21 protein-coding genes are annotated in these 25,417 nt (G+C 71.4%); 11 read left to right on the top strand and 10 right to left on the bottom strand.

The window, feature by feature from the left end:
• Window positions 1-753: 753 nt before the first annotated feature.
• Window positions 754-2,847, bottom strand: a complete 2,094-nt coding sequence (locus tag LV75_RS00105) for a Stk1 family PASTA domain-containing Ser/Thr kinase (protein WP_253884479.1) — start codon at window positions 2,845-2,847, stop codon at window positions 754-756.
• A gap of 147 nt (window positions 2,848-2,994) precedes the next feature.
• Here LV75_RS00105 and LV75_RS00100 point away from each other — a divergent pair, with 147 nt between their 5' ends.
• Window positions 2,995-3,363: an Rv2175c family DNA-binding protein gene (locus LV75_RS00100; protein ID WP_253884478.1), complete on the top strand. Its 369-nt coding sequence runs from the start codon at window positions 2,995-2,997 to the stop codon at window positions 3,361-3,363.
• 152 nt (window positions 3,364-3,515) lie between these two features.
• Here LV75_RS00100 and LV75_RS00095 read toward each other — a convergent pair whose 3' ends face one another.
• The 4 genes from LV75_RS00095 to LV75_RS00080 all read right to left on the bottom strand — a co-directional run bounded on the left by LV75_RS00095 (window position 3,516) and on the right by LV75_RS00080 (window position 8,527).
• On the bottom strand, window positions 3,516-4,421 hold the full coding sequence (locus LV75_RS00095; RefSeq protein ID WP_253884477.1) for a phytoene/squalene synthase family protein: 906 nt from the start codon (window positions 4,419-4,421) through the stop codon (window positions 3,516-3,518).
• Window positions 4,400-5,827: a hypothetical protein gene (locus LV75_RS00090; protein WP_253884476.1), complete on the bottom strand. Its 1,428-nt coding sequence runs from the start codon at window positions 5,825-5,827 to the stop codon at window positions 4,400-4,402. Before LV75_RS00090 ends, LV75_RS00095 begins: the two co-directional genes overlap by 22 nt.
• Before the next feature lie 76 nt (window positions 5,828-5,903).
• Window positions 5,904-7,448: a phytoene desaturase family protein gene (crtI, locus tag LV75_RS00085; protein WP_253884475.1), complete on the bottom strand. Its 1,545-nt coding sequence runs from the start codon at window positions 7,446-7,448 to the stop codon at window positions 5,904-5,906.
• Between the two features lie 2 nt (window positions 7,449-7,450).
• Complete coding sequence (locus LV75_RS00080) at window positions 7,451-8,527, bottom strand: polyprenyl synthetase family protein (protein WP_253884981.1); 1,077 nt, start codon at window positions 8,525-8,527, stop codon at window positions 7,451-7,453.
• Window positions 8,528-8,697: 170 nt separating this feature from the next.
• Between LV75_RS00080 and LV75_RS00075 the strand changes: the two genes are divergently transcribed.
• The gene (locus LV75_RS00075; protein WP_253884474.1) at window positions 8,698-9,579 is read left to right on the top strand and encodes a methylenetetrahydrofolate reductase; all 882 of its coding nucleotides are present in this window, start codon (window positions 8,698-8,700) and stop codon (window positions 9,577-9,579) included.
• A 90-nt stretch (window positions 9,580-9,669) separates the two neighbouring features.
• Here LV75_RS00075 and LV75_RS00070 read toward each other — a convergent pair whose 3' ends face one another.
• Window positions 9,670-10,371, bottom strand: a complete 702-nt coding sequence (locus LV75_RS00070; RefSeq protein ID WP_253884472.1) for an LppM family (lipo)protein — start codon at window positions 10,369-10,371, stop codon at window positions 9,670-9,672.
• 80 nt (window positions 10,372-10,451) lie between these two features.
• Between LV75_RS00070 and LV75_RS00065 the strand changes: the two genes are divergently transcribed.
• The gene (locus LV75_RS00065) at window positions 10,452-12,119 is read left to right on the top strand and encodes a DUF885 domain-containing protein (protein ID WP_253884471.1); all 1,668 of its coding nucleotides are present in this window, start codon (window positions 10,452-10,454) and stop codon (window positions 12,117-12,119) included.
• A gap of 1,132 nt (window positions 12,120-13,251) precedes the next feature.
• Here the strand turns inward: LV75_RS00065 and LV75_RS00060 are convergent.
• Window positions 13,252-13,701, bottom strand: a complete 450-nt coding sequence (locus LV75_RS00060) for a hypothetical protein (RefSeq protein WP_253884470.1) — start codon at window positions 13,699-13,701, stop codon at window positions 13,252-13,254.
• 6 nt (window positions 13,702-13,707) lie between these two features.
• The gene (locus LV75_RS00055) at window positions 13,708-14,463 is read right to left on the bottom strand and encodes an alpha/beta hydrolase (protein ID WP_253884469.1); all 756 of its coding nucleotides are present in this window, start codon (window positions 14,461-14,463) and stop codon (window positions 13,708-13,710) included.
• Window positions 14,464-14,638: 175 nt separating this feature from the next.
• On the opposite strand from LV75_RS00055, the gene LV75_RS00050 reads away from it, so the two are divergent.
• Both LV75_RS00050 and LV75_RS00045 read left to right on the top strand, forming a co-directional pair.
• Window positions 14,639-15,364: a lysophospholipid acyltransferase family protein gene (locus LV75_RS00050; RefSeq protein WP_253884468.1), complete on the top strand. Its 726-nt coding sequence runs from the start codon at window positions 14,639-14,641 to the stop codon at window positions 15,362-15,364.
• Between the two features lie 136 nt (window positions 15,365-15,500).
• Window positions 15,501-16,649, top strand: coding sequence for a hypothetical protein (locus tag LV75_RS00045; protein WP_253884467.1), 1,149 nt, complete (start codon window positions 15,501-15,503; stop codon window positions 16,647-16,649).
• Window positions 16,650-16,724: 75 nt separating this feature from the next.
• Here LV75_RS00045 and LV75_RS00040 read toward each other — a convergent pair whose 3' ends face one another.
• Window positions 16,725-17,825 carry a hypothetical protein gene (locus LV75_RS00040; protein ID WP_253884466.1) on the bottom strand — a complete coding sequence of 367 codons (1,101 nt, stop codon included), beginning with the start codon at window positions 17,823-17,825 and terminating at the stop codon, window positions 16,725-16,727.
• A gap of 42 nt (window positions 17,826-17,867) precedes the next feature.
• Between LV75_RS00040 and LV75_RS00035 the strand changes: the two genes are divergently transcribed.
• The 5 genes from LV75_RS00035 (at window position 17,868) to LV75_RS00015 (ending at window position 22,358) form a co-directional block, all read left to right on the top strand.
• Window positions 17,868-18,371 (top strand): polyadenylate-specific 3'-exoribonuclease AS, encoded by a 504-nt coding sequence (locus tag LV75_RS00035; RefSeq protein ID WP_253884465.1) that lies wholly within the window; start codon window positions 17,868-17,870, stop codon window positions 18,369-18,371.
• Between the two features lie 99 nt (window positions 18,372-18,470).
• On the top strand, window positions 18,471-19,496 hold the full coding sequence (locus LV75_RS00030) for a 6-phosphofructokinase (RefSeq protein ID WP_253884464.1): 1,026 nt from the start codon (window positions 18,471-18,473) through the stop codon (window positions 19,494-19,496).
• Between the two features lie 129 nt (window positions 19,497-19,625).
• Window positions 19,626-20,093 carry a TspO/MBR family protein gene (locus LV75_RS00025; RefSeq protein WP_253884463.1) on the top strand — a complete coding sequence of 156 codons (468 nt, stop codon included), beginning with the start codon at window positions 19,626-19,628 and terminating at the stop codon, window positions 20,091-20,093.
• 97 nt (window positions 20,094-20,190) lie between these two features.
• Window positions 20,191-21,555: an amidase family protein gene (locus LV75_RS00020; RefSeq protein WP_253884462.1), complete on the top strand. Its 1,365-nt coding sequence runs from the start codon at window positions 20,191-20,193 to the stop codon at window positions 21,553-21,555.
• Complete coding sequence (locus LV75_RS00015) at window positions 21,528-22,358, top strand: aminoglycoside phosphotransferase family protein (protein WP_253884461.1); 831 nt, start codon at window positions 21,528-21,530, stop codon at window positions 22,356-22,358. Before LV75_RS00020 ends, LV75_RS00015 begins: the two co-directional genes overlap by 28 nt.
• On the opposite strand, the gene LV75_RS00010 is transcribed toward LV75_RS00015, so the two are convergent.
• Window positions 22,355-23,386 (bottom strand): DUF2891 domain-containing protein, encoded by a 1,032-nt coding sequence (locus LV75_RS00010; RefSeq protein WP_253884460.1) that lies wholly within the window; start codon window positions 23,384-23,386, stop codon window positions 22,355-22,357. The two genes, LV75_RS00015 and LV75_RS00010, sit on opposite strands and share 4 nt — an antisense overlap.
• A 125-nt stretch (window positions 23,387-23,511) precedes the next feature.
• Here LV75_RS00010 and LV75_RS00005 point away from each other — a divergent pair, with 125 nt between their 5' ends.
• Entirely contained in the window at window positions 23,512-24,900 is a 1,389-nt protein-coding gene (locus LV75_RS00005; protein ID WP_253884459.1) for a class II 3-deoxy-7-phosphoheptulonate synthase, read from the top strand.
• Window positions 24,901-25,417 lie beyond the last annotated feature (517 nt).

Genomic DNA, 25,417 nt, shown 5'->3' with positions numbered 1-25,417 from the left:
ACCCCGCTGCTCCTCGGAGCCGCTGGCGCCAACCTGACTGCCGTCAGGTCCGCCCCCACACCACCGGCCCAGCCCCTGGACACCAGGAAACCGTTGGTGCCACCCCAGCCCCCGTCAGGTCCGCCTCAGCCCACCTGCTCAGCGCCTGGACACTCGGACCTGGCGGTGTCAGCCCAGCCCGCTCTCGTCTGCCCTGCCAGCCCAGCGCCTGGACAGTCGGAGTCGCTGGTGCCAGGCCGGCTCGATGGGGCGGACTTGTTTTGCGTGGGGGGACAACACCCGTAGCGTTTCCGCGCGGCAGGGCCTGCTTTTGGGCCCCTGCTTTGCGGTTCTGCGTCGGGTGTTGTAGGGGCCCCGCGCAAAACAAGTTCGCCCCATCGAGCTTTTCGCATTGTCGCGGATCAGATGCAATGCCGAAGGCGAGCCGTTCACCGGAGGCGGAGGCGGAGGCGGAGGCGGAGGCCCGAATCCCTTGCCCCGCACTCCCAACCCCGGTCTACGCCAAGATCAACCTGATCGAAAGCCCCCAAATACACAGCTTACCGCCGCACACCGACACAACGGGAGCGACGACCAGCGCTCTGTGGACAAGTGAATCTGTTGTGGACAACCAAACCCACAACCAGGCCCCGCAAGATCATCCGCCGCAGGAGCCCCCGATATACAGCCTACCGAGAACGCCCGACACGACGGGAGTAGCGAGTAGCAGCCTGTGGACAGCGGAAGGCGTTGTGGATAGCGTCCAGTGCCTGCCTACCAGGCGAACACCGAGACCTTGTCTCCCTTGCGCACCTTCGTCCCCGCAGGTGGGCCCTGGCTGAACACCCGTCCGTTTTGGTTCGAGAACGGCTGTAGTTCTAGCACCAAGCCCAGCTGTTGCAGCATTGCCTGTGCCTCTGCCACCGGGCGCTGGGACAGGTCTGGCACTGTCACTGCCGAGGACACCACTACCGAGACGCGCTTAGCGGCCGAGGCCTCGATCTTCGTGCCTGCGCCGGGGTCTGTTCGCACTACTCGGCCGCTGTCGACGTCTGCGGAGAACTCCTGTGGGCCGTCGACCGGTTCGAATCCGGCCTGTGTCAACGCCTGGAAGGCCTCGTCGCGGGTCTTGCCGCGTACGTCTGGGACCTGTTTTGGCGCTGGTCCCTTGCTGAGCACGATCAGGACCCGCTCGTTGAGCTGCATGCGCGTCCCCGAGGGCGGGTCCAGCTTCACCACACGGCCGAGCGGGATCTGTTCGTCGTGGACGTTGCGCGAGTCGTCCACCGCTGCCTGGAGTTCTTCGGTGCCGATCTGCCGTTCGGCCTCGTCGCGGGTGGCGCCGGGGCGGACGTCGGGGACCACGGGTTTGCCGGAGGAGATGACGAGGTTCACCTGGTCGCCGCGCAGGGCTTCGGCGCCCGCGGTGGGGTTGGTGCTGATGACCAGGCCCGCCTCGACCTCGTTGTCGCGGATGGTGGTGATGTTCGGGTTGAGGTCCGCGCCGCGGATCAGTTGTTGGGCGGTCTCGGAGTCCTTGCCCGCCAGGGTGGGGACCTCGGTGTAGCGGCCGCTGGAGAACCACCAGATGCCGGTGGCGAGCAGGCCGATCACCAGGACGCCGATGACGCTGAGCAGGACCAGCCTGCGGGTGGGGTTGGGTTCGGGGGCCGGGGGCGGGCTCGGCGCGGGGAACGGCGCCGAGGGGGGACCGGCCTGGGCGGCGGAGTCGATCACGCGTTCCAGGTCGGACCGGAGCATGGCGCGGGTGCCCTGGGGGCCCGCCGCGGAGAAGCCGGGGACCGGGCGCATGACGGTGGCCTGCGCGGGGGGCTGCTGGGTCTGCACGGTCGCCTCGGCGGCGGTGATCGCGGCCAGCGGGACCTTGACCGTCTCCTCCGGGTCCAGCGCGTTGATGTCCTCGACCGCGGCGTGCGTCGGGCCGGACGGGGCCGCGGGCGGGGTGACCGCGACGGTCTCGTCGACCGGGCTGACCTGGGGGATCGGCACGCGCATCCGCGGCAGCGACAGCGCGGCGCGCACCTGCTGCAACTCCGCGAGGAACGCGGCGCCGTCGGCGGGGCGGGCGGCCGGGTCGCGGCGGGTGGCGCGCACGACCAGCTCGTCGAGCATCGGCGGGATGCCCGGCACGGTCGCGCTCGGCGGCGGGACGTCGTCGTTGACGTGCCGGTAGGCGACCGAGAGGGCGTTGTCGCCGTGGTAGGGCGGGGAGCCGGTGAGGGCCTCGTAGAGCACGATCCCCGCCGAGTACACGTCGCCGCGGGCGGTGGCCGTCCCGGTGGTCACCTGCTCCGGCGACAGGTAGGCGACGGTGCCGAGGATGACGCTGCTCTTGGTGGTGCCGACGCTGGAGATGGCGCGGACCAGGCCGAAGTCGGCGACCTTGACGATGCCGCCGGTACCGATCAGCACGTTCTCCGGCTTGACGTCGCGGTGGATCAGGCCAGCCCGGTGCGCGGCCGCCAGCGCCGAGAGCACCGGCTCCATGATCGCCACGGCCAGCGGGACCGGCAGCGTGGTGCGCTCGGTGAGCAGGTCGCGCAGGGTGCCGCCGCTGACCAGCTCCATCACCAGGTACACGTGGGCGCCGTCGAGGCCCTGGTCGTGCACCGCCACCACGTTCGGGTGATGGATCCGGGCCGCCGAACGCGCCTCCCGCTCGAACCGCTCGACGAAGGTCTTGTCGTCGGCGAAGCGGGCGTCCATCACCTTGATGGCGACCGGCCGGTCCAGCCGGGTGTCCAGGCCGCGGTAGACCGCCGACATGCCGCCCCGCGCCAGCGGTGCGTCCACCCGGTAGCGCTGCTCCAGCAGTGCCCCGACCAGAGCCGACTCCTTGTCCTCCACAAGGGTGGATCGTACGGAGCCGACCGGCCGCGCGTGCCGACCCCCGCAGATGTGTGGCCAACCCGCCGCCGGTGGTGATCGAGCACCGCGACGGCCCGGCGGGTGGTCGACTGCCCACCCGCGGCCGATGTGGCATCGTTGTGGGCTGTGAGCTCAATCCCCGCGGCCGCCGACGTCCTCGACCCCGACGTGCCGGTGCTGCCGCTGCCCGATGTCGCCGACCGCCTCGCCCAGCCGATCACCCGGGTGCACCAGGCCCTGCGCGACCACCACCTGCTCGCCGTGCGGCGCAAGGGCGTCCTGGTGGTGCCCGCCGAGTTCCTCACCGACGCGGGCGAGGTGGTCAAGGGTCTGCCCGGCACGATCACCGTGCTCAACGACTCCGGGTTCAGCCCGGACGAGGTGATGCGGTGGCTGTTCACCGCCGACGACACCCTCCCCGGCCGCCCGATCGACGCACTACGCGGCGACCGCGGCCGCGAGGTCAAGCGGCGCGCCCAGGCACTCGCCTTCTAGGTAGCCCTACCGGCCAGTCGCGCCAGCCGACTCCCGGTAGCGCCATCGCTCCCTGCCCCGGTGGGCCTACTTCCCGCCGGGGCGGAGCGTGCCCGGGCGCTTAGTGGCTCGACTCTGAACGTTGGTCGTGGGCGGGTAGAGCCAACGCGCCACTAGGTAGCTCTACCGGCCAGTCGTGCCAGGACGCACCGGGCGGCTCCGGGTAGCGCTATCGCTGCTCTGCGCCTGGCGGGTACGACTGCCCGTCGGGTCAGTACGTTGTAGTTGGCGGCTGCGATCTCGTCCAGGATGGCCCGGTAGAGCTGTGCCGCTGTGGCAACGCATGGGCGCGACACCGGGTCCAGCAGGGCGATTCCGGGCTCGGCGGCCCGGTAGGTCGCGTGTGCCAGCGCCGCGAAATGCGCCATTGCCCGCCGGACCGCGCGGTCAGGCCCGTGCACGCGCGCCCACGTGAGCCGCTCCCGGTCGACACCGAAAGCGGCGAGGTGATCAGCGGGCAGGTAGATCCGTCCCCGGTCGAGGTCCTCGCCGACGTCGCGTAGGAAGTTGGTTAGCTGGAAGGCTTCGCCCAGGGCTGACGCGTAGGGAGCGGCTTCCGATGGCGGTGACACTGTCCCCAGTACCGGCAGCAACATCAGTCCGATGACCGCGGCGGACCCGTGCGTGTACTCCGCCAACTCGTCCTGGTCGGCGTAGTCGGTGACCGTGAGATCCATCCGCATCGACTGCAAGAACGCCCCGAACAGGTCCCGGTCGATGCCGAAACGCCGCACGGTGTCGGCTAGTGCCAACAACACCGGCTCCTCGGTAGGCCCGCCGTCGAAGGCATCCTTCAAGGCGCGTTCTAAAGCCAAGAGGTCACCGGCAGGATCAAGCCCGGGGTTGTCCACAAGCTCATCGGCCACCCGCGCGAACCCATAGAGCGCGTGCACTGCGGGACGCCGCGCGGGTGGGAGCAGCCGGGTCGCCAGGAAGTACGTGCGGCCGTGGCTGGCGTTGATCTCCCGACTACCCGCGTAGGCCGCCTGTAGCGGGGTCAGCGCGCGCACCCCGCCCATTGCCCCACCGGGCATGCCCCGTCGGCGCTGCGATAAGCGTCGACCAGTTGCTTAAGCAGCCCGTACGCCGAACCCGCGTCGCTGGTCGCGGTCACCAGGTCCACCCGGCACACCGAGCCGGTCACACCCATGCACACCGCGAGCTGCCGGTCTGCCCGGTCCGCCCAGTGCTTGCCGGTCACTCCGTACTTCCAGACCTTCTTGCCCGCGTAGCCGATCGAGAATACGAAATGCGAACCGTCGGTCAACCGGGCCTTGGCGTCGGCGGGCGCGGCCTTCGACAGCGCAGTCACCTTTGTCAGGTCCGGAGCGTCGGCCAGCACGACTGTCGACCACTCGACGCTGTAAGGGTGGTTGCCCGGCACCGAGTTCGCGCGGGCGAAGAACTGCACCCACTCCTGACTGGACAGCGTGCAGGTAGCGCTACCTGGCTGACCTGGCGCTACCGGGCCAGCCAGCACCTCGCACGCCCCTAGTGGCGCGCTGTCACCCTGCCAGTTGCCGCGCACCGACACCCGAACCGCCGCTTTGGTGCTGTTGGTGAAACTCACGACGATCGAGCAGCTCGCCGCGCCGCAGCCTTCAAAGGTGTGTCCGCTCTCCTGCACCGTGTTCAGCACGTCCACCGGCGCGGTCAGCGCACCGGCCTCGGTCGTCACGTCCTGGTAGAACTTCGCGACCTCGGCGGTCACGTCGGTGACCGTGGTGGTCAGCTTCTTCACCGTCGTCGTCGCGGACTGCCCGGCGGAGTCCAGCTCGATCTTCAGCACGCCGTGCGGCGCCGCCTCCGCGAGGTACACCGCGCCGTTGACCAGCGGCACCCGGAACGCCTTGGTCCCGGCCAGGTCGGTGGGGCGCCGGTCGGTCAGCGGCTGGTCGGCCTCCTCGGCCTTGTCCGTGTCGACCACCAGGAACTGGCTCATCGACTCCGGGGTGAACACGTCGGCCAGCTCCATGCCGATCAGGCCGCCGGGCACCTTCACCCACCGATCGGCCACCGCCGTGCCCTTGCTCTCCGCGTTGCCGACCCCCGACAGCGTCGACCAGAAGTCCGCCGCCGCCTTGAGGTAGGTGCCGCGCTCGAGCACCAGCACCGAGGCGGCCTTGCCGTTGACGTTCAGCGCCCCGCTGATCTCCCCGCCGCTGGCCGCCTTGAGGTCGAACTGGACCGGGTCGTCCGACGCCGAGGTCAGCGTGCCCTGGAAGCGCAGCAGCCCGGCCTCGCCGAGGTCGTCGAGCGACTGCACGGCCGAGGCGGCACTGGTCGGCGCGGCGATCTCGGTGGCGACCGGCGTCCCCGGCACCGCGTTGCTGCAGCCCGCCGCGGCCACCAGCACGCCGAGCCCCAGGGCCGCGAGCGGCACCGCCCGGCCGCGTGCCGTCCTCCGCCAACCTGCCCAGCGCATCTCGCAGCTCCCCGTCCGCCACCCGCCCACCGCGCGGATTATCGCGGCACTGGGTGGCCAGGAACCAAAGATAGCCTCACAGCCCGCTCACGGATCGACGCCGCCCGGCCGCGCCCACCCCGTTGCTGCCGGTCACCCGCAGCGCGGCCAACCGCCCGGAGACCAGCACCGGCGGGATGCCCACCCCCGGTGTGGTGCCGCACCCGGCCAACACCACGTTGTCCACACCGGGCACCAGGTTCCGCGGCCGGAACGGACCTGTTTGGGTGAACGTGTGCGCGACCGAGAACGGCGTGCCCTCGGCCAGCCCGGCCGCGGCCCAGTCGGCCGGGGTGATCAACCGCTCGACCTCGACGGCGTCGGAGAAGCCGCTCAGACCGCGCCGCTCGAGCACCCGTAGCAGTTCGTCGCGGTAGATCGGCCCGATCCGCGGCCAGTCGATCGGGCCGGTGCGCAGGTTCGGCACCGGGGCCAGCACCGACACCTGCTGCCCGCCCGCGGGTGCCATGCCCGGGTCGGTCGCGGTCGGCCGGGTGATCAGCAGCGACGGGTCGCCCATCAGCGAGCCGCGCCGGGTGACCTCGTCGAAGGTGCGCTCCCAGGCGGCCCCGAAGGAGATCGTGTGGTGCGCCAGGGCATCCCAGGATCGGGTGACACCCGTGTGCAGGACCACCGCTGACGGGGAGTAGCGCACCCGCAGTGGTCGCCACGGGCTCACCCCGAGCAACCCGTAGGCGGCGGGCAGGTCGGCGGTCACCACGACGGCGTCACAGGGGACCCGCTCACCGCCGGTCGTCCGCACCGCCCGCACCCGGCTGCCGACCCGCTCCAGCCACGCCGCGCTCGTCGAGTACCGGAACCGCACCCCCGCCCGACCTGCTGCTTCCGCCATCCGCTCGGCCACCGCGCCAACCCCACCCGCGCGGCCACCGGTGCTCCCGCGCGGGAAGTAGACCCCCGCGACCGTGTCCATGTAGGCGATGACCGCGTACGCCGCCAACGCCCGGCTCGGCGCGACCCCCGCGTAGAGGGACTGGAACGTGAACAGCCTGCGCAGCCGCTCGTCAGACAGGTACCTGGCCACCGCCGGGCCGAGCCTGCCGAAGCCGCCCAGCGCCGCCAGCCGCGCCAACTCGGGGCTGAGCAGGTCGAACGGGGAGTCGAGGTTGGCGCCGATGAACCGGTCCCGCTGCACCCGGTACAGCTCGGTCAGCCAGGCCCGCAGCCGCAGGTAGCCCGCCGCCTCGCGCGGGCCTGCGACCCGGCGCACCTCCTCGGCCATCGCCTCGGCCGCGGTGTGCACGTGGATCGTGCTGCCGTCGGCGAAGTGCGCCCGGTACGCCGGGTCCAGCGGCACAAGGTCCAGGTCAAGGGAGGCGCCGACCGCGGCCAATGCCTCCTCGACCAGCTCGGGCATCGTGAGGACGGTCGCGCCGGTGTCGACGGTGTAGGCGCCCATCCGCTCCCGGCGCACCCGCCCGCCCGGCACCGCGGCGGCCTCCAGGACGGTCACCTCACGGCCCGCGCCCGCCAGGTGCAGCGCCGCGGACAGCCCGGCCAGGCCCGCGCCGATGACCACGACGTGGTCGGTGCGACCGGGCAGCACCCGGGTGCCGCCCACCGCTAGCTGGCCCGCTTGGTCGCGCTGACGGCCAACCCGGCCAACACCTCGCCCGCGGGCTCGGCCAACTCGACCCCGGTCAGCGCCAGCATCGCCGAGTCGGTCAACTCACCGATCCGGCCCTCCACCTCGGCCACCGCGCCCACGTCGACCAACAGCGCACGCACACGTTCGACGGTCGCCGAATCGAGGTTCTCGTCACCCAGCGCCGACCGCAGCACCGCCGCGTCCCCGGCCCGCTCCGCCGCGTCCGCCCGGCGCAGGCCGACCGACATCAGCAGCGTCCGCTTGCCCTCGCGCAGGTCGTCCCCGGCGGGCTTGCCGGTCACGTCCGTGTCGCCGTACATGCCCAGCAGGTCGTCGCGCAGCTGGAAGGCGACCCCGATGTCGGCGCCGAAGGCCCGCAGCGCCCCGGTCACCCGCTCGTCCGCCCCGGCCAGCGCCGCCCCCATGTGCAGCGGCCGCTCCACCGTGTAGGCGGCGGTCTTCATCCGCGCCACGCTCAGCGCCGCCTCGGCCGACTCGTCGCCCCTGGCCTGGGTCAGCACGTCCAGGTACTGCCCGGCCAGCATCTCCGCGCGCATCGCCTGCCACGGCACCAGCGCCGCCGCCCGCCGCGCCGGGGGCAGCGCCGCGCTGACGTACATGTCGTCGGCCCAGGCCAGCGCCAGGTCGCCGAGCAGGATCGCGGCCGCGGCGCCGAAGCGCTCCGAGGTGCCCAGCCAGCCGCGCTCGCGGTGGCGGGCGGCGAACTCGACGTGCACGGTCGGCTTGCCCCTGCGCACCGCCGAGTCGTCCATCAGGTCGTCGTGCACCAGCGCGCACGCCTGGATCAGCTCCAGCGCGCTCACCGCGCGCAGCACCGCCTCGGCGTCGGCGCCCGAGCCCGCGCCACCCGCGCCGCGCCAGCCCCACCAGGCGAACGTCGGCCGGATCCGCTTGCCGCCGCCGAGCACGAACGAGGCCAGCGACTCGACCGCCGACCCGAACGACGGCGCCATCTCGGCCATCCCGGCGTGCCTGCCCGCGAGATAATCGGACAGGGCCCGCTCGACGTGTACCGCCAGCGCCCCGTCCATGGAATTGTCGATCACCTGGGTCCGCCGCACCCGCCTATGGTCCGCCGCGCCGCGCCGCGGCGGGCAGCCGGGGGTCGGCCACTGTGACCGGCACCCCCCGCCAGGACGTGGTCTGGTCCATCGGGTGAGAACGGCGTTCCACGGGCCGGGACTTCGCTAGGCTGGGGCGCATGACGACCGTGGTGCACCGCATCCGGGTGGACAGGCCGGTGTTCTCGGTGGAGTTCATGCCACCGCGCGACGCCGCGGACGAGCAGCGGCTGTGGAACGCCATCCGCGAGCTCGAGGGCCTGGACCCGGCGTTCGTGTCCGTCACCTATGGCGCCGGGGGGTCCAGCCGCGACCGCACGATCCGCACGACCGGCCGGGTCGCCAGGGAGACCACCCTGGTGTCGATGGCCCACCTGACCGCCGTCGACCACTCCATCGCCGAGCTGCGCAACGTGATCGGCTGGTACGCCGCCCTGGGCATCCGCAACATCCTGGCCCTGCGCGGCGACCCGCCCGGCGACCCCAACGGCGAGTGGGTCGCCCACCCGCAGGGCCTGCACTACGCCGACGAGCTGGTCCGGCTGGTCCGCGAACTCGGCGACTTCTGCGTCGGCGTCGCCGCGTTCCCCTACGGCCACCCGCGCTCGAACGACCTCGACGCCGACACCGACAACCTGGTGCGCAAGTTCCAGGCGGGCGCCGACTTCGCCATCGCCCAGCTGTTCTTCGAGCCCGAGGACTTCCTGCGGCTGCGCGACCGGGTGGCCGCCCGCGGCTGCGACGCCGACCTGCTGCCCGGGATCATGCCGATCACCACCCGCAAGACCCTCGCCAAGACCATCGAGCTGTCCGGCGCACCGGTCCCGGCGCGCATCGCCGCGCTGCTGGAGCCGCACACCGACCCCAAGTCGTTCCGCGCCGCGGGCATCGACCTGGCCACCGAGGTCAGCCAGCGGCTGCTGGCCGAGGGTGTGTCGTGCCTGCACTTCTACACGTTCAACCGGTCCAAGGCGACGAAGGAAGTCGTCAACCGCCTGGGGCTGGTACCCGCCAGAACCTGATCGGCTCGCCCGGTCGGGTAGGAGGAGGCCCCCTCAGGCCGGGGACGATGCCGGGCGGGGAAGAGGGGGCGGGTGGTGGGAGGAATAGATCTAGTAGCGGCGAACGGTCGGCGGGCCTGCGGCGCGTACCGAGCGGCGGTGGGTGAAGAACGCCAGGGCGAGCACCAGCAGAGCCACCCCGATCGCCGACGCCCCCACGATGGTGACCCACTTGGTCCACGAGACGCCGGATTTGTCGGTGTACTGGACCGCCGCGTCGAACTCGGTCACCGCGCCCGGCTTGGGCTTCCAGGTGACCGTGCCGTTGTCGTTGATGCCGTTGGTCCGGGTGATCTTGCCGGGGAAGGTCACCTTCACCTGGATGTCGGCGCGGTCGGCGGGCAGCTCGGTCAGGTCGACCGACCCGCCCATCGTCACCAGGTCACCCGAGCGGCGGAAGCTGAGCCGGTACTGCTTGCCCGCGGTGATCGCGTCGCTGAGCACGGTGATCTCCGCGAAGGACAGGCCCTGGAAGGACACCGTCTGCCCCACGTACCCGTCCGCGGTGTAGCTCTGCGCGCGGACCTTGCCCTTGAGCTCCGGCGGGATCGTCAGCGCGGGCCCGCTGTCGCCCTGCTTGATCGCCACCTGCGCGACCACGAGCTGGCCGGAGACCAGGTCGTCCTCGGACACCGCGAGCGCGGCCTGCACCCGCACGCACCCCGACAGGGTCAGCAGCGCCAGCAGGGTGAGCGCGAGCAGGGCCGCCCACCTGCGCAAACCGGATCGGGGGTGTTGTGTGGCCTGGTGCACCCGGCCATCCTGCCGTACCCGTCCACCGCGCCCGCCGCCGACTGTTGGGTACCGCCCGCGGTTGGGTAACGTGGGCCACCATGGCGTCCTCCCCGCACGACGGCGTGCACCAGCTCAGCGACCGCTACGTCGACGACATCGCCGCGGCCGACCCGATCATGGCGACCCTGCTCGGCGTCGCGGGTGGTGAGCGCGACCTGCCGGACCTGTCCCCCGACGGGGTGAGCGAGCGCGGGAACCTGGCCAAGGCCGGACTCGCCGCCCTCCGCGGGGTCGAGCCGGTCGACGCCGGTGAGGCCAACGCCAAGGCCGTCTTCACCGAGCGGGTCGGGCTGCAGGTCGAGCTGTTCGAGGCCGGGGAGCGGCTGGCCGAGCTGAACGTGATCGCCTCGCCCGCGCAGGACGTGCGGCAGGTGTTCGACCTGATGCCCAACGACACCGCCGAGGACTGGGCCGCCATCGCCGCCCGGCTCGGTCGGGTCCCCGCCGCGCTCGCGGGCTACCAGGAGTCGCTGCGCGCGGCCGCCGCCAAGGGCGACGTCGCCGCGCTGCGCCAGGTCACCAAGGTCGCCGACCAGTGCCGCACCTGGGCCGCCTCGTTCTTCACCGACATGGTCGCCGGGGCCGACGTCGAGGGCGGGCTGCGCACCGACCTGGACACCGCCGCCGCTGCCGCCTCCGGCGCGTACGCCGGGTTGGCCGAGTTCCTCACCGGCGAGCTCGCCGCCAAGGCGCCCACCGAGGACGCCGTCGGCGAGGACCGGTACCGGTTGTGGTCGCGCGAGTTCACCGGCGCCCGGCTGGACCTGCACGAGGCCTACGAGTGGGGCTGGGCCGAGTTCACCCGGCTCGAGGCGGAGATGAAGGAGGTCGCCAACCGGATCTCCCCGGGGGCGAGCGCCGCCGAGGCCGCCGCCCTGCTCGACGCCGACCCGCGGTACCAGGTGCGCGGGCAGAAGGCGCTCGAGGAGTGGATGCAGCGGCTCTCCGACCAGGCCCTGGCCGACCTGCGCGGCGTGCACTTCGAGATCCCGGACCCGTTGATGCGCCTGGAGTGCCGCATCGCCCCACCCGGCGGCAGCGTCGGCGCGTACTACACCGGCCCCACCGACGACTGGACCAGGCCGGGCCGCATGTGGTGGTCGGTGCCCGCCGACCGCGAGGACTTCTCCACCTGGCGCGAGGTCACCACCGTCTACCACGAGGGCGTTCCCGGCCACCACCTGCAGATCGCCACCGCGGTCAACCAGGCGGCCAGCCTCAACAAGTTCCAGCGCCTGCTCGCCTGGGTCCCCGCCTACGGCGAGGGCTGGGCGCTCTACGCCGAACGGCTCATGCGCGAGTTCGGCTACCTCTCCGACGACGGCGACCTGCTGGGCATGCTCGACGCGCACCTCTTCCGCGCCGCCCGGGTGATCGTCGACATCGGCATGCACCTCAAGCTGCAGATCCCGACCGGCCACGGCTTCCACCCCGGCGAGCGGTGGACCCCGGAGCTCGGCCTGGAGTTCATGCTCACCCGCACCATCACCGACCCGACCCACGTGCACGACGAGATCGACCGCTACCTGGGCTGGCCGGGACAGGCCCCGACGTACAAGCTCGGTGAGCGGCTGTGGTTGCAGGCCCGGGACGAGGTACGAGCCCGCCGAGGCGACGCGTTCGACCTGAAGTCGTTCCACCAGGACGCCCTGGAGATGGGCGCGATGGGCCTGGACACGTTGCGGGAGCGGTTGGCGGCGTTCTAGCGCGGGTTTTGTTCGTGCGCGGGTCTGGGTTGGTTGAGTAGATGGCGCCAGTGGCTTTGTGGGAGCTGGCGCTGGGTTTAGTGGGCTGGCGGGTGGTTATCGACCACGCCTGCGGGTGGTTGTCCACAACGCTTTCTGTTGTCCACAGGCTGCTGCTCGCTGCTCCCGTTGTGTCGGGCGTTCTCGGTAGGCTGTATATCGGGGGCTCTTGTGGCAGATGATCTTGTGGGGCTGGTTGTGGTTGTCCACAACGGGTTCGCTTGTCCACAGGGCGTTGATTGCTGCTGCCGGTTTGTCGGGCCTCCTCGGTAGGCTGTGTATTTGGGGGCTTTCGATCAGGTTGATCTTGGCGTAGGCCGTGGTTGGGGATGCGGGGCAAGGGATTCGGGCCTCCGCCTTCGGCTCCGGTGGACGCCTCGTCGCCTGGCGGCAACATCGGCGGAGATCCGCGACAATGCGACGAGCTCGATGGGGCGAACTTGTTGTGCGCGGGGCCCCTACAACACCCGACGCAGAACCGCAAAGCAGGGGCCCAAAAGCAGGCCCTGCCGCGCGGAAACGCTACGGGTGCCGTCCCCCCACGCAAAACAAGTCCGCCCCATCGAGCCGGCCTGGCACCAGCGACTCCGAGGAGCGCGGGCTGGGTTGGCAGGGCAGACGAGTGCGGGCTGGGATGGCACCGCCAAGTCCGAGTGTCCAGGGCTGAGCAGGTGGGTTGGGGCGGACCTGACGGAAGGCCAGTTGGCACCGACGGATCCGAGTGGCCAGGGCCGGCACTGTGGGCTGGGGCGGTCCTGACGGGGGTTGATGTGGCACCGCAGGGTCCGAGGTCCACGGACTGATCAGGTGGGCTGGGGCGGACCTGACGGAGGCTGGGTTGGCACCAACGGGTTCCGAGCGTCCAGGGGGTTGGCCAGGTGGGCTGAGGCAGACCTGACGGGGCGCAGGTTTGCACCGCTGGGTCCGGGTGTCCACGGGCTGATCAGGCGGGTTGGGGCTGGACCTGACGGAAGCCGGGCTGGCACCGCTGAGTCGCGTGCCCAGGGGTCGGTAAGGCGGGCGGGGTGGAGGTGTTGGCCTGGCGCGTCAGCACTGCGATGGGGGCTGAGGCCACCGAGATCGAATAGCGCTACTAGACCTGTGCCCCGTTGTCGTCATCCAGCGGAGGTGGGGATTTCCGCGCCCGCAGCAGCAACAGCGCGATTCCCGTCGCGAGGCCGATCAGGGCGATGGGGGTGGTGATGCGGGCGTCCAGGTTGAGGATGCTGGCGAGGGTCAGCAAGAGCACTCCGGCCACCAGCAAGCCGATCGCGACCACCGTCAGCGGGCGCAGGCGGGGCAGGGGAGGTGGCTCGGGGGGTTCGTAGTGCTCGTCGTTGTTGTCGTTGGACCAGTCGTATTCGGTGTCGTGGGTTCGCCAGGTGGAGGCGGGGCGGGCGGGGGCGGGGTCCGGCGGGGGGTCGGCGGGGACTTCGTTGAGGGTGGGGATGTCTCGGCCGACGCCTTCGCGTTCCAGGTCGGCGACGATTTGGGCGAAGGCGGCGTCTACGTCTTCGGGGCCGTCACCGGGGCGGCTCTTCACGGCCGATCACTCTCCCCGCTCGGCACGCACCCGCCGGACGAACTCGACGCTCTGGTCGAAGATGACCGGCGCGTCGTGGTCGAGGGTGGCGACGTGGTAGCTGTTGTGCAGGACGACCTCGGTGACGTCGCGGCTGGAGATGCCCGCCAGGACCGCGGCGGCGTTCTGCGGTTCGACCACGTGGTCGACCGCGGAGCGCAGCAGCAGTACCGGCTGGTCGACCCTGGGCAGGTCCCGGCGCACCGTCTCCCACAGCTTGGCCAGACTCGCGAGCGCGCGCAACGGGGTCCGCGGGTAGGCGTGCTCACTCACCCCGGGTTTGGCGATGTCGTTGCTGATCGGCGCGACGGAGGCCACCACCCGCGACAGCAGCGGGACCAGCCGGGCCGCGCGGCGCACGGTCAGCACGGACGGGTTCACCAGCACCAGCCCGGCGACGCGGTCACCGTGCTCCTCGGCCAACCGCAGGCACAGCGCGCCGCCCATGGACAGGCCGAACGCGAACACCGCCGTGCAGCGCTCGGTCAACTCGGTGAAGGCGGACTCGACCTCGGCGTACCACTGCGGCCAGGTCGTGCCGTTCATCTCCTGCCAGGTCGTCCCGTGCCCGGGCAGCAGCGGCAACCGCACGCTGTGGCCCTCGGCGACGAGCCGCTCGGCCCACGGGCGCATGCTGACCGGCGAGCCGGTGAAGCCGTGGCTGAGCAGCACGCCGACCCCGGTCGAGCCGTCGTGCGCGAAGCGCAGGCCGTTCTCGACCACCGCGCCCCTCCTATGATGATCACCGGTGAGCCTGGGACAGGGCCATCGTCGCACGAACCCGGCCGCGCGCGCCCCTGTCGACCGGGGCGAATCTGATCGGCCCCGCCGTTGTGCGCGCCACCGGGGCGTTCGTAGGCTCGGCGGTGCACAACGGGGAGACGGGAGCGCTGGTCGCGTGTTGTACTGGCTGATGAAACGGGTCCTGCTCGGCCCGGTCCTGCACCTGTTCTTCCGACCCCGGGTCGAGGGCCTCGAACACGTGCCCACCACCGGCGGCGCGCTGCTGGCCAGCAACCACCTCGCCGTGTCGGACTCCTTCTTCCTGCCGCTGGTGGTGCCGCGGCGGGTGACCTTCCCGGCGAAGATGGAGTACTTCACCGCGCCGGGGCTCAAGGGCCGCGTCAAGCGGTGGTTCTTCACCGGCGTCGGCCAGATCCCGATCGACCGCTCCGGTGGCGGCGCCGCGCAGGCCGCGCTCGACACCGTGATCCGCCTGCTGCGCGAGGGGCACCTGGTCGGCATCTACCCCGAGGGCACCCGCTCCCCCGACGGCCGCCTCTACAAGGGCAAGACCGGGGTCGCCAGGATCGCGCTCGAGGCAGGCGTGCCGGTGCTGCCGGTCGTGATGGTCGGCACCGACAAGGCGAACCCGATCGGGTCGAAGATGTGGAAGCCCTACCCCATCCGGATCAAGATCGGCCCGCCGCTGGACTTCAGCCGCTACGCGGGCCTGCAGGGCGACCGGTTCGTCGAGCGGTCGATCACCGACGAGATCATGTACGCCCTGATGGAACTCTCCGACCAGGAGTACGTGGACGTCTACGCTGCGAAGGCCAAGGAGCAGCAGGCGGTTGAGGTCCCCACCCAGAACCGCGAGCCGCAGCTGCGCGAAGCGGGCTGACCACACGGGAACCACACCTGGAAAGTGAGCCCCCTTCCACTGTTTGGGCTCATCGGGTGAATGCGGGCGCTGGGCAGGAACACCTGGGCCACCAGCGCGAACTACCCGGGTCAGCGGCGAATGCGGGTGGGGTGCGGTGTCGGTCGAAGACGCGGTGGAGTCGGGCAAGTTGGCCAGGTTCGCCGGGCTGGTCGGGGTCGTGCGCCAGACCGACAAGCTGCTCGGGGTGGCGGCCAGGGCGCGCACCTCGACGGCGCGGCGGCGGGGCAGGTCCCGGCTGGCCGAGTTGACCAGGGCGGCGGTGTCGCTGGACTGGGTCGACTCGGCGGTGGAGGTCGGCGGTGAGCTGGTCGGCGCGAGCGGTCGGGTCCCCGACTGGGACCGGGGGGCGGTCACCACGACCGTGCACACCCACCTCGCCGCGCTGGAGCGCTCGCGGGTGGACAGCCCGCTGGGGCCGCGCGCCCGCGAGCAGGTCGCCGAGCACACCGACGGCGGCAGGCGGCCCGCGCTGCTGATCGCCCCGTTCCAGCCCGAGGACGCCAACCCCGGCTCGACCGGGTTCGCCGTCGCCCTGCGCCGCGCGTGGACCGCCAGCCCGTGGAACGACGACCTGGCGCTCTTACCCCGGCTCGTGCACCGCCCGCTGCGCGACTTCGACACCGACGTCTGGGCCATCCGCGGTGCCCTGAGCGGGTTCCCGGTCGTGCTGGTCTACGGCCGGGTGGTGGGCGAGCGGGTCGTGCCTGCGCTAGCGGCGTGGAACCTGCTGCCGCGGTCGACGATCGGGGTGCTCGACACCGCCTTCCCCGCGTTCGACCTGCCCGCCGACACCGACTGGGCGGGCCGCCTGCGGCTGGGTGACCACCTGGGCCGCATGTTCGCCCTCACCGCGGGCAACCTCGGCGACTGGTTCCACCTGCTCACCCACGACCGGGTCCCGCACCTGCACCGGCTGCTGCCCGCCGACCACGTCCCCGAACGGCGCATCCTCGCCACCAGCGCCGCCGACGCCCACGACGTCCTCGTCACCAGAACTCGCCTCGGCGAACACCGCACCCACGTCCGCCAAGCCCGCCTGCTCGCCGAGGGCGGCCTCCCCGACATCGCGGGCGCGACCGCGCAGACCGTCCTCGCCGAACTCACCAGCGTCGCCGACCTGTCGGTGACCGAGCGGGTGGTCCTGCTGCGCGAGCTGGTCGGCGTCTTCGGCCTCATCGGCGATGACGAGAACCTCCTCACCACCGAACGCCTGCTCTACACAGCGAGCGTCACCAGGGTCTGACCTCGGCCCCGCGGTGAAGGCAGCCTGCCGCTTGGGAAGTTCCAGGCTCCTCGAGGCGTCGTCGACAGTCGGTGATCAGGGCAGCTTGGTGATGTCCACGCTCCACAACGCGTCGTCGACGACGGTGTAGATCGTGGTGCCTACGGTGGTGGCGGCGGTTGGCTTGCCCTTGGCGGTGGTGCTGTGGACGGTCCAGGTGGTTCCGGTGCGGCGAAGGGCTTTGAGGCCGTCCGGGGTGCCGATGAACTGGACGACCGTCCCGTCGGGTGTCACCGCCGGGGCGGGTAGGACGTCGGTGTCGCTCACCGGGAAGGTGGGGACGTCCGGGAGTTGGGACCAGGTGTCGCCGGTCAGCCGCCACAGGGCGAGGGTGGAGTCGAGGCGGCCCGCGGCCACGCACTCCGCTGCCGAGCACGACACGGACATCGCGGCGCCGTGCGCTGTGGGTGGGGCGGGCAGCGGGGTCTTGGTCCAGCCGGTGTTGCCGGACTTCGAGCGCCAGGCCACCGGCTGCTCGCGGCCGTCGGCGAACTGCCAGCCGACGATCATGATGCCGTCGCCGAGGGGGGTGGCGGCGATGGGGAACGGGAGCGCCTCGCGCGAGGCCTCCAGGGCGGTGCCCGCCGACGGCTGCCTGATCCAGTCGTCGCCCGACGGCAGCCAGGTGGCGACGTCGAAGCCGCCGTTCGGGTTGTCCCAGCCGCCGAGCACGACCGGTCCGGCCGGGGTGATCACGACGCCGACGAGGTCGCCCGCGCCGTAGCCGCCGAAGGTGCTGAACGCCTGGCGCTTCTCGGTGAGCCCGGCGAGCGCGCCGTCCCAGACGCTCCAGCGGACGTTGCCGTGGGCGCCGCCGCGTTCGCCGCCGACCGCGAACAGCCTCGTGCCGTCGGTGGCGATCTGGGTCCAGCGGGCGAGCTTGCCGTAGGGCGTCGCGGTCGTCGTGGGGATCTCGGTGACCGCGCCGGAGGCGTCGCGCCGGACCAGGGCGGGGACCACGGGTTGGCCGTCGCGGTGCAGACCGATCAGCAGCGCGCCACCGGAGGGCGTCAGGGTCACCGGCGCCCCGGGTAGGTCCACCTTGGTCAGCGCGAGCGGTGGCGGACCGTCCGGTCCGCCACAACCGGCCGCGACAAGTGTGGCGACCAGCACGGTCACCAGTGCCCGTGTGCGCATGTCGATCAGTATCCACCGCACACAACTGACTAAGCTTGGTCAGTGCGTTACTTCTACGACACCGAGTTCATCGAGGACGGAACGACCATCGACCTGGTGTCGATCGGTGTCGTCGACGAGGACGGCCGGGAGTTCTACGCGGTCTCGACCGAGTTCGACCCGGACAAGGCGGGCCCGTGGGTGCGGGCCAACGTGCTCGACAAGCTCCCGCCGCCCGCCGACAAGTCCTGGTGCGACCGCGCGGAGCTGCGCCGCAGGCTGCTGGAGTTCCTCACCCCGCCACGGGCCAAGGACAAGGTCGAGCTGTGGGCCTGGTTCGGCGCCTACGACCACGTGGCCATCGGCCAGCTGTGGGGCGCGATGCCCGCGCTGCCCCGGCTGATCCCCCGGTTCACCCGCGAGCTGCGGCAGCGCTGGGAGGACGTGGGCAAGCCGACCCTGCCGCCGCCCCCGGACGACGCGCACGACGCGCTCGCCGACGCCCGGCACAACCTGGTGCGCTGGCGCGTGATCGACGAGCGGTGGCGGATGCGCAACGGGCAGTAACCGCCGTCGCGACCTTGCTATACCGATTCAGTTGCCGGCAGTCTTGACGCGTCAAGCCGTGGTGGTCATCACGGGCGAGCGCGGGGAAGGTCGGTAGTCATGCGGGTCGGCGTACTCACCGGGGGCGGCGACTGCCCCGGTCTCAACGCGGTCATCCGGGCGGTCGTGCGCAAGGGGATCGAGGCCCACAGCTGGGACGTCGTCGGGTTCCGCAACGGCTGGAAGGGCCCGATCGAGGGCGATCTGAAGCCGATCGGCCTCAACGACGTCGAGGACATCCTGACCCGGGGCGGCACCATCCTGGGCTCCTCGCGCACCAACCCGTACAAGGTCGACGGCGGCGTCGAGCGGATCAAGGCCGTCCTGGCCGAGAACGGCGTGGACGCGCTGATCGCCATCGGCGGCGAGGACACCCTCGGGGTCGCCAAGCGGCTGACCGACGACGGCGTCGGCGTGGTCGGCGTGCCGAAGACCATCGACAACGACCTGGGCGCCACCGACTACACCTTCGGCTTCGACACCGCGGTGCACATCGCGACCGAGGCGATCGACCGGCTGCGCACCACCGCCGAGTCGCACCACCGGGCGCTGGTCGTGGAGGTCATGGGCAGGCACGCGGGCTGGATCGCGCTGCACTCGGGCTTGGCGGGCGGGGCGAACGTGATCCTGGTGCCCGAGCGCGAGTTCAGCGTGGAGAAGGTCATCGAGTGGGTGGAGCGCCGCTTCGAGCGGCAGTACGCCCCGATCATCGTGGTCGCCGAGGGCGCACTGCCCGAGGGCGGCAACGAGGTGCTGCTCACCGGGGAGAAGGACGCCTTCGGGCACGTCCGCCTCGGCGGCATCGGCACCTGGCTGGCGGAGGAGATCGCGGCCAAGACCGGCAAGGAGTCGCGCGCGGTCGTGCTGGGCCACACCCAGCGCGGCGGCACCCCCACGGCGTACGACCGGGTGCTGGCGACGCGCTTCGGCCTGCACGCGGTGGACGCGGTGGCCGACGGCGACTTCGGGGTGATGGTGGCGCTCAAGGGCACCGACATCGTCCGGGTCAAGCTGGCCGAGGCCACCGCCGAGCTCAAGACCGTGCCGATCGAGCGCTACGCCGAGGCCGAAGTCTTCTTCGGCTAAGCGGACGCCGATGACCTGGAGACTTGACGTCTTCAGTGGGCGGGGTCTTGTTAGGCCGAGTGGATGGCGATTGTTCAGCAGGCTGAGGTTCGAGTTGTGGGGTCGCCCGGGGTGCGGTGGACTGGGTCCATGGTCACCCGTTCGAAGGACTGGCTCGCCCTCCTCGGCTTCGGCCTGCTGAGCTACGGCGTCGCCGCGCTGGGGTCGCTGGCCACGCTGGACAACGTCCGCGGCTGGTACGCGAGCGCGGACAAACCCTGGTTCACCCCGCCGAACTGGCTGTTCGGTCCGGTGTGGACGGTGCTCTACGGGCTGATCGCGGTCGCCGCGTGGCTGGTGTGGCGGCGCGGTGACCGCTCGGCCCTGGGCGTCTGGGCGGTGCAGCTGGCGCTGAACCTGGCCTGGACGCCGACCTTCTTCGCGCTGCGCTGGCTGTGGCCCGCGTTCGTGGTGATCCTGCTGCTCGACCTGGCCGTGATAGCCACGATCGTGCGGTTTCGCCGGGCGGACCGGGTCGCGGCCTGGCTGCTGGTCCCCTACCTGGCCTGGATCCTGTACGCCTCGCTGCTCAACGCCGGTGTCGCGGCCCTGAACTGAGCCGCGATCCCGGGCTGGGCGCTGTCCGGTGGACCAAGGGCCGCGCGGGCGCGGACAGCGGGTGCCGGACTCGCCGAACAGCGCCTAGGGTGCGTTCATGGACGAACTGCTCTGGGCCGGGGCCGACGCCCAGGCGCGGGCGTTGCGCGACGGCTGGGTCACCGCGCCCGAGCTGCTGGAGCTGGTGCTGCGGCGGGCCGACCAGCTCGCCGGGACGCTCAACGCCTTCCGCACGGTCTACGCCGAGCAGGCCAGGGAGTCCGCCGCCGCGGCGCAGGGCCGCCTCGAGGCCGGTGAGCGGCTGCCCCTGCTCGGCGTCCCCGTCGCGGTCAAGGACGACATCGACGTGGCGGGCGACTTCACCGCGCAGGGCGGGCAGCCGCAGTTCCCGGTGGCCGAACAGGACAGTGCCGCCGTGGCGAACCTGCGGGCGGCGGGCGCTGTGATCATCGGCCACACCCGCACCCCTGAACGCTGCCTCTGGCCCTTCACCGAGTCCAGGACGGCAGGCGCGACCCGGAACCCGTGGCATCCGGCGTACACACCGGGTGGGTCCTCCGGCGGGTCTGCCGCCGCGATCGCCGCAGGCATCGTGGGTGCCGCGACAGGCTCAGACGGGGGCGGGTCGATTCGCATCCCCGCGACCGCTTGCGGGGTGTTCGCTCTTAAGACCACCAGGGGCCTTATCTCTACGGACCCGAAACCTGAGGGCTGGCAAGGTCTTTCCACTATCGGCCCGATGGGCAGGAAGGTCGCCGATGCCGGGCTGCTCCTAGATGCACTCGCTGGCACCCGCGGCTTCCGGTCCGCAGTTGACTCTGTCCCGGAGCCCACCCGTGTCGCGCTGTCTTGGCGCACCCCGCTCGGAACTCCACGGCTAGCTCCCGCTTGGCGTAAGGCAGTTCTGGACGCCGCTGCGACGCTGCGATCTCTCGGCCACCGTGTCATTGAGGCAGACCCACCGCTGGGCGCCCGGCCGACGCCGCAGTTCGTTGTCCGCTACCTGCGCGGAGTCGCCGATGACGTTGCCCGGCTGCCGCACCCCCACTTGCTGGAGGCCCGCACACGGCACATCGCGTCTATAGGCGCTCGTGTCCCCGACCGGGTGCTGCAGTGGGCACGCGACGCAGAGGCCGACCTGCACGCCCGGATGGAGGGCTTCACCTCGCGCCACGACGTGATCCTGCAGCCCGCGTGGACCCGCAACCCGCCGGAGATCGGCCTCTATAGGACCGCCAACCTGCTCACCACCTGGCTCGGTGTCACTACGCGCATCCCGTACTTCCCGACCTGGAACGTGCTCGGCTACCCAGTGGCGGCGCTTCCGGTCGGCCAGGACAACCGGGGCCTGCCGGTCGGCGTGCAACTGATCGGGCAGCCCGGCGCCGAGCGGCTGCTGCTGTCGCTGTCAGCGCAATTCGAGGGGGTCCGCCCGTGGTCGAACCGCAGGCCCGCGCTGTAACCGTCGAGCAGCGCTTGGTCCGCCGCTATGGGGAGTCCATCCGGCCCTGGCTCGCTGACCTGCCGCGTGTGCTGGAACGACTGGCCGCGAGCTGGGACCTATCGCTCGGCGAGGCGTTCGCCGACGGCAACTCCGCAGTGACGCTGCGGGCGAGTCGGGACGGGGTGCCGCTGGTTCTCAAGGTCTCGCCCGACCCGGTGATCCTCGCTAAGCAGGTGACGCTCATGCGGCTGCAGGGCACTCGGGCGCCGGAGATCCTCGAGACGGCCGAGGGCGCCGTCCTCATGGAACGGGTCGACGGCGAGTCCCGCTGGCCCGATCCGGACCGGTTCGCCGCGCTGCTGCGCGACCTGCACGCCGTGCCCGACCCCGCTCGGCACGCCCGCGCCGACCTGGCCACCGGCGTACCCGGGTTCTTCCCCAGGTTCACCCCGCTCGGCCCGGTCACCGCCGAGCACCTGCGCCGCGCCCGCGCCCTGGCCGACGACCTCATCGCCACCCAGGGCGCCCCGGTGCTGCTGCACGGCGATCTGCACCGGGACAACCTGCTCGACGCGGGCCCGCGCGGGGTCGTCGTGCTCGACCCGCAAGGCACCCTGGGCGAGCCGGAGTTCGACGCGGTCGATTACGTCCTCGGGAAATCGGACGTCGCCGTGCGATTAGCGGACCTCATTTCGGTGACGTCGCTCTCACCGGAGCGCCTTGAGCGGTGGTGCCGGTCGATGGCACCGTTGATCGCTATTGGCCAACTGCGACTGGGGCGTCCAATAGCGCATCTACAGCACTATCTCGACGAGCTTTAAGTCACCGCTCCGATGTCCAGGTAGGCGGCGAAAGCACCCAGCCAGTGCTCGGCGGCGTAACCGAAGCCGAACACGTACCGCCACCCGGCCTCCCGATGGCGTGCCGCCGCGGCGCTCGCGAGCTCGACGTAGCGGTGGTGCTCGGGCAGGGACTCGGCGATGCCGCGCCACGCCCAAGCCCTCGACAGGGCCAATCCGGCCAGGTGGGAGCCGTGCGGGTCGGTCGGGTCATCGACCGGGACCGGGTCGCGCAGGTCCGTCCAGCGGGCTGCGGCGAGGTCCGGCAGGAACGCGTCGAGCCAGCCCGCGAACTCCTCCGGGGGCAGCACGCGGCGCAGCAGGTCGGCCTCGGTGAGCGCGGGTGACAGGAAGTCCGCGGCACTCGGTTCGAACCCGCCGTAGTCGCGGTCGGCGAGGTAGAAACGCCTGGTAGCGGCCGTGCAGGCGATCTCGAGGGCGGTGTCGCCGGTCGCGCGGGCCGCGTCGAGCACCAGCGACAGGGCGAACGCGGTGTTGGTGTGGGTGCCGACCCGAACCGGCCACCTGGACAGGCCCAACCAGTCCAGCCAGCCCGTGCGCACCTGCGTGACCAGCGGCTGGAGGGCCTCGGCCCACCGCGCGCCGCCCGGCCAGGCGCGGCACTCGGCGTCGAGCAGCAGCAGCCACGCCCAGCCGTAGGGGCGCTCCCAGAACGAACCGTTGGGGGTGCGGAAGAACTCGGCCTCGACCTGGGCGGACTCCTCGGTGACGAGGGCGTCGATGGTGGCCGCCGCGGTGGTGCTGAACTGCGGGAACAGGCGTAAGAGGCGGACGGCGAGCCAGGTCTGGTGCACGCAGGAGTGCCAGTCGAGCGAGCCCGCGAAGATCGGGTGCAGGGTGCGCTGCGGGACCAGTTCAGCGGGCGAGTTGATCAAATGCACCCAGTGCACCGGGTAGTCGCGGCCGATGTTCGCGATCGCGGTGTCGAGTAGCCGACTCGCCGTATCGGCGTCGAGCCCAGGGGTCGGGTGGGGTTGCGGTGGGGTCACCGGCGCATCGTGCCGTGCGCAATTAGCCATGCCCACCCCTGTTACGTTTTTCCGCCAGGTGGAAGTGGCGGTGAAATATTCCTCCCGCCGCCCAACGCGGTTGCCCGAACTCGTAGTCTGGTGAGGTGAACTGGACCGTCGACGTGCCGGTGGACACCCTCCCGGAACTGCCACCGCTGCCGCCCGCTCTGCGCACCCGACTCGACGCCGCCCTGTCCCTGCCCGCCGCCCAACAGCCCGAGTGGCCCGACGGCGAGCAGGTGCGCCAGGTGCGCACCCTGCTGGAGAGCGTCCCGCCGATCACCGTGCCCGCCGAGATCGACCGGCTGCACAACCGGCTGGCCGAGGTCGCCCACGGCAGGGCGTTCCTGCTGCAGGGCGGCGACTGCGCGGAGACCTTCGCCGACAACACCGAGCCGCACATCCGCGGCAACATCCGCACGCTGCTGCAGATGGCCGTCGTGCTCACCTACGGCGCCAGCCTGCCGGTCGTCAAGGTCGGCCGGATCGCCGGGCAGTACGCCAAACCGCGCTCGGCCAAGACCGACGCCCTCGGCCTCCCGGTCTACCGCGGCGACATCGTCAACTCGCTGGTGGCCACCCCCGAGGCCCGCGTCCCGGACCCGTCGCGGATGATCCGCGCCTACGCCAACGCGGGCGCGGCGATGAACCTGCTGCGCGCGCTGACCGGCGCGGGCATGGCCGACCTGACCAAGGTCCACGACTGGAACCGCGACTTCGTCCGCACCTCGCCAGCCGGTGAGCGCTACGAGGCCCTGGCCACCGAGATCGACCGCGGCCTGCGCTTCATGCAAGCCTGCGGCGTCGAGGACTCCTCCCTGCACAGCGTCGAGGTGTACGCCAGCCACGAGGCGTTGCTGCTGGACTACGAGCGAGCCCTGCTGCGCATGGACACCGCAGGTCCGGAGGCCAAGCTCTACGACCTCTCCGCGCACTTCCTCTGGATCGGCGAACGCACCCGCCAACTCGACGGCGCGCACATCGCCTTCGCCGAACTGCTGTCGAACCCCATCGGCCTCAAGATCGGCCCCACGACCACCCCCGAGATGGCGGTCGAGTACGTCCACCGCCTCGACCCGCGCAACGAGCCGGGCAGGCTGACCCTCATCAGCCGCATGGGCAACGGCAAGGTCCGCGACGTCCTCCCGGCCATCGTGGAGAAGGTCGAAGCCTCCGGCCACCGCGTCATCTGGCAGTGCGACCCGATGCACGGCAACACCCACGAGTCCTCCACCGGCTACAAGACCCGCCACTTCGACCGCATCGTCGACGAGGTTCAAGGCTTCTTCGAGGTCCACCGCCGCCTAGGCACCCACCCCGGCGGCATCCACGTAGAACTAACCGGCGAAGACGTCACCGAATGCCTCGGCGGCGCCCAGGAAATCTCGGACGCGGACCTCTCCGGCCGCTACGAGACGGCGTGCGACCCCCGGCTGAACACACAGCAGTCCCTGGAACTGGCGTTCCTGGTCGCGGAGATGCTCCGCTCCTAACCCCCCTTCCACCCCTGATGGCGGTGTCTCCCCCCGGAGACACCGCCATCAGTCTTTCCACCCCCAGAGCCGTCGGTTCGCCAGTCTCGCGGCTCTCTCTACCCCGCCCTCTGAACACCCAAAGCCACTGGCGCCATCCCAACCCCACCAAGCCAGCCCTACGCCTGGACGCTCGGAACCACCGGTACCAGCCCAACCTCCGTCAGGCCCGCCCCACCCCACAGTGCTGACCCCTGGGCACTCGGACCCAGCGGTGCCAACCCAGCCCCCGCCAGGCCCGCCCCAACCCACAGTGCCAGCCCCTGGACACTCGGAACGGCCGGTGCCAACCCAGCCCGCCCTCGTCAGCCCTGCCAACCCAACACCTGGACACTCGGATCCGTCGGTGCCAACCTGCGCCCCGTCAGGTCCGCCCCAGCCCACCTACTCAGCGCCTGGACAGTCGGACTCGCTGGTGCCAAATGCTCGATGGGGTGGACCTGTTTTGTGTGGGGGGACGGCAGCCGTAGCGTCGTTC

Source organism: Actinokineospora diospyrosa (assembly GCF_024171925.1).
Classification (GTDB): Bacteria; Actinomycetota; Actinomycetes; order Mycobacteriales; family Pseudonocardiaceae; genus Actinokineospora; species Actinokineospora diospyrosa.
The sequence above is the reverse complement of the archived record's forward strand: the minus strand, read 5'-3'. Positions and strand labels throughout refer to the sequence as shown.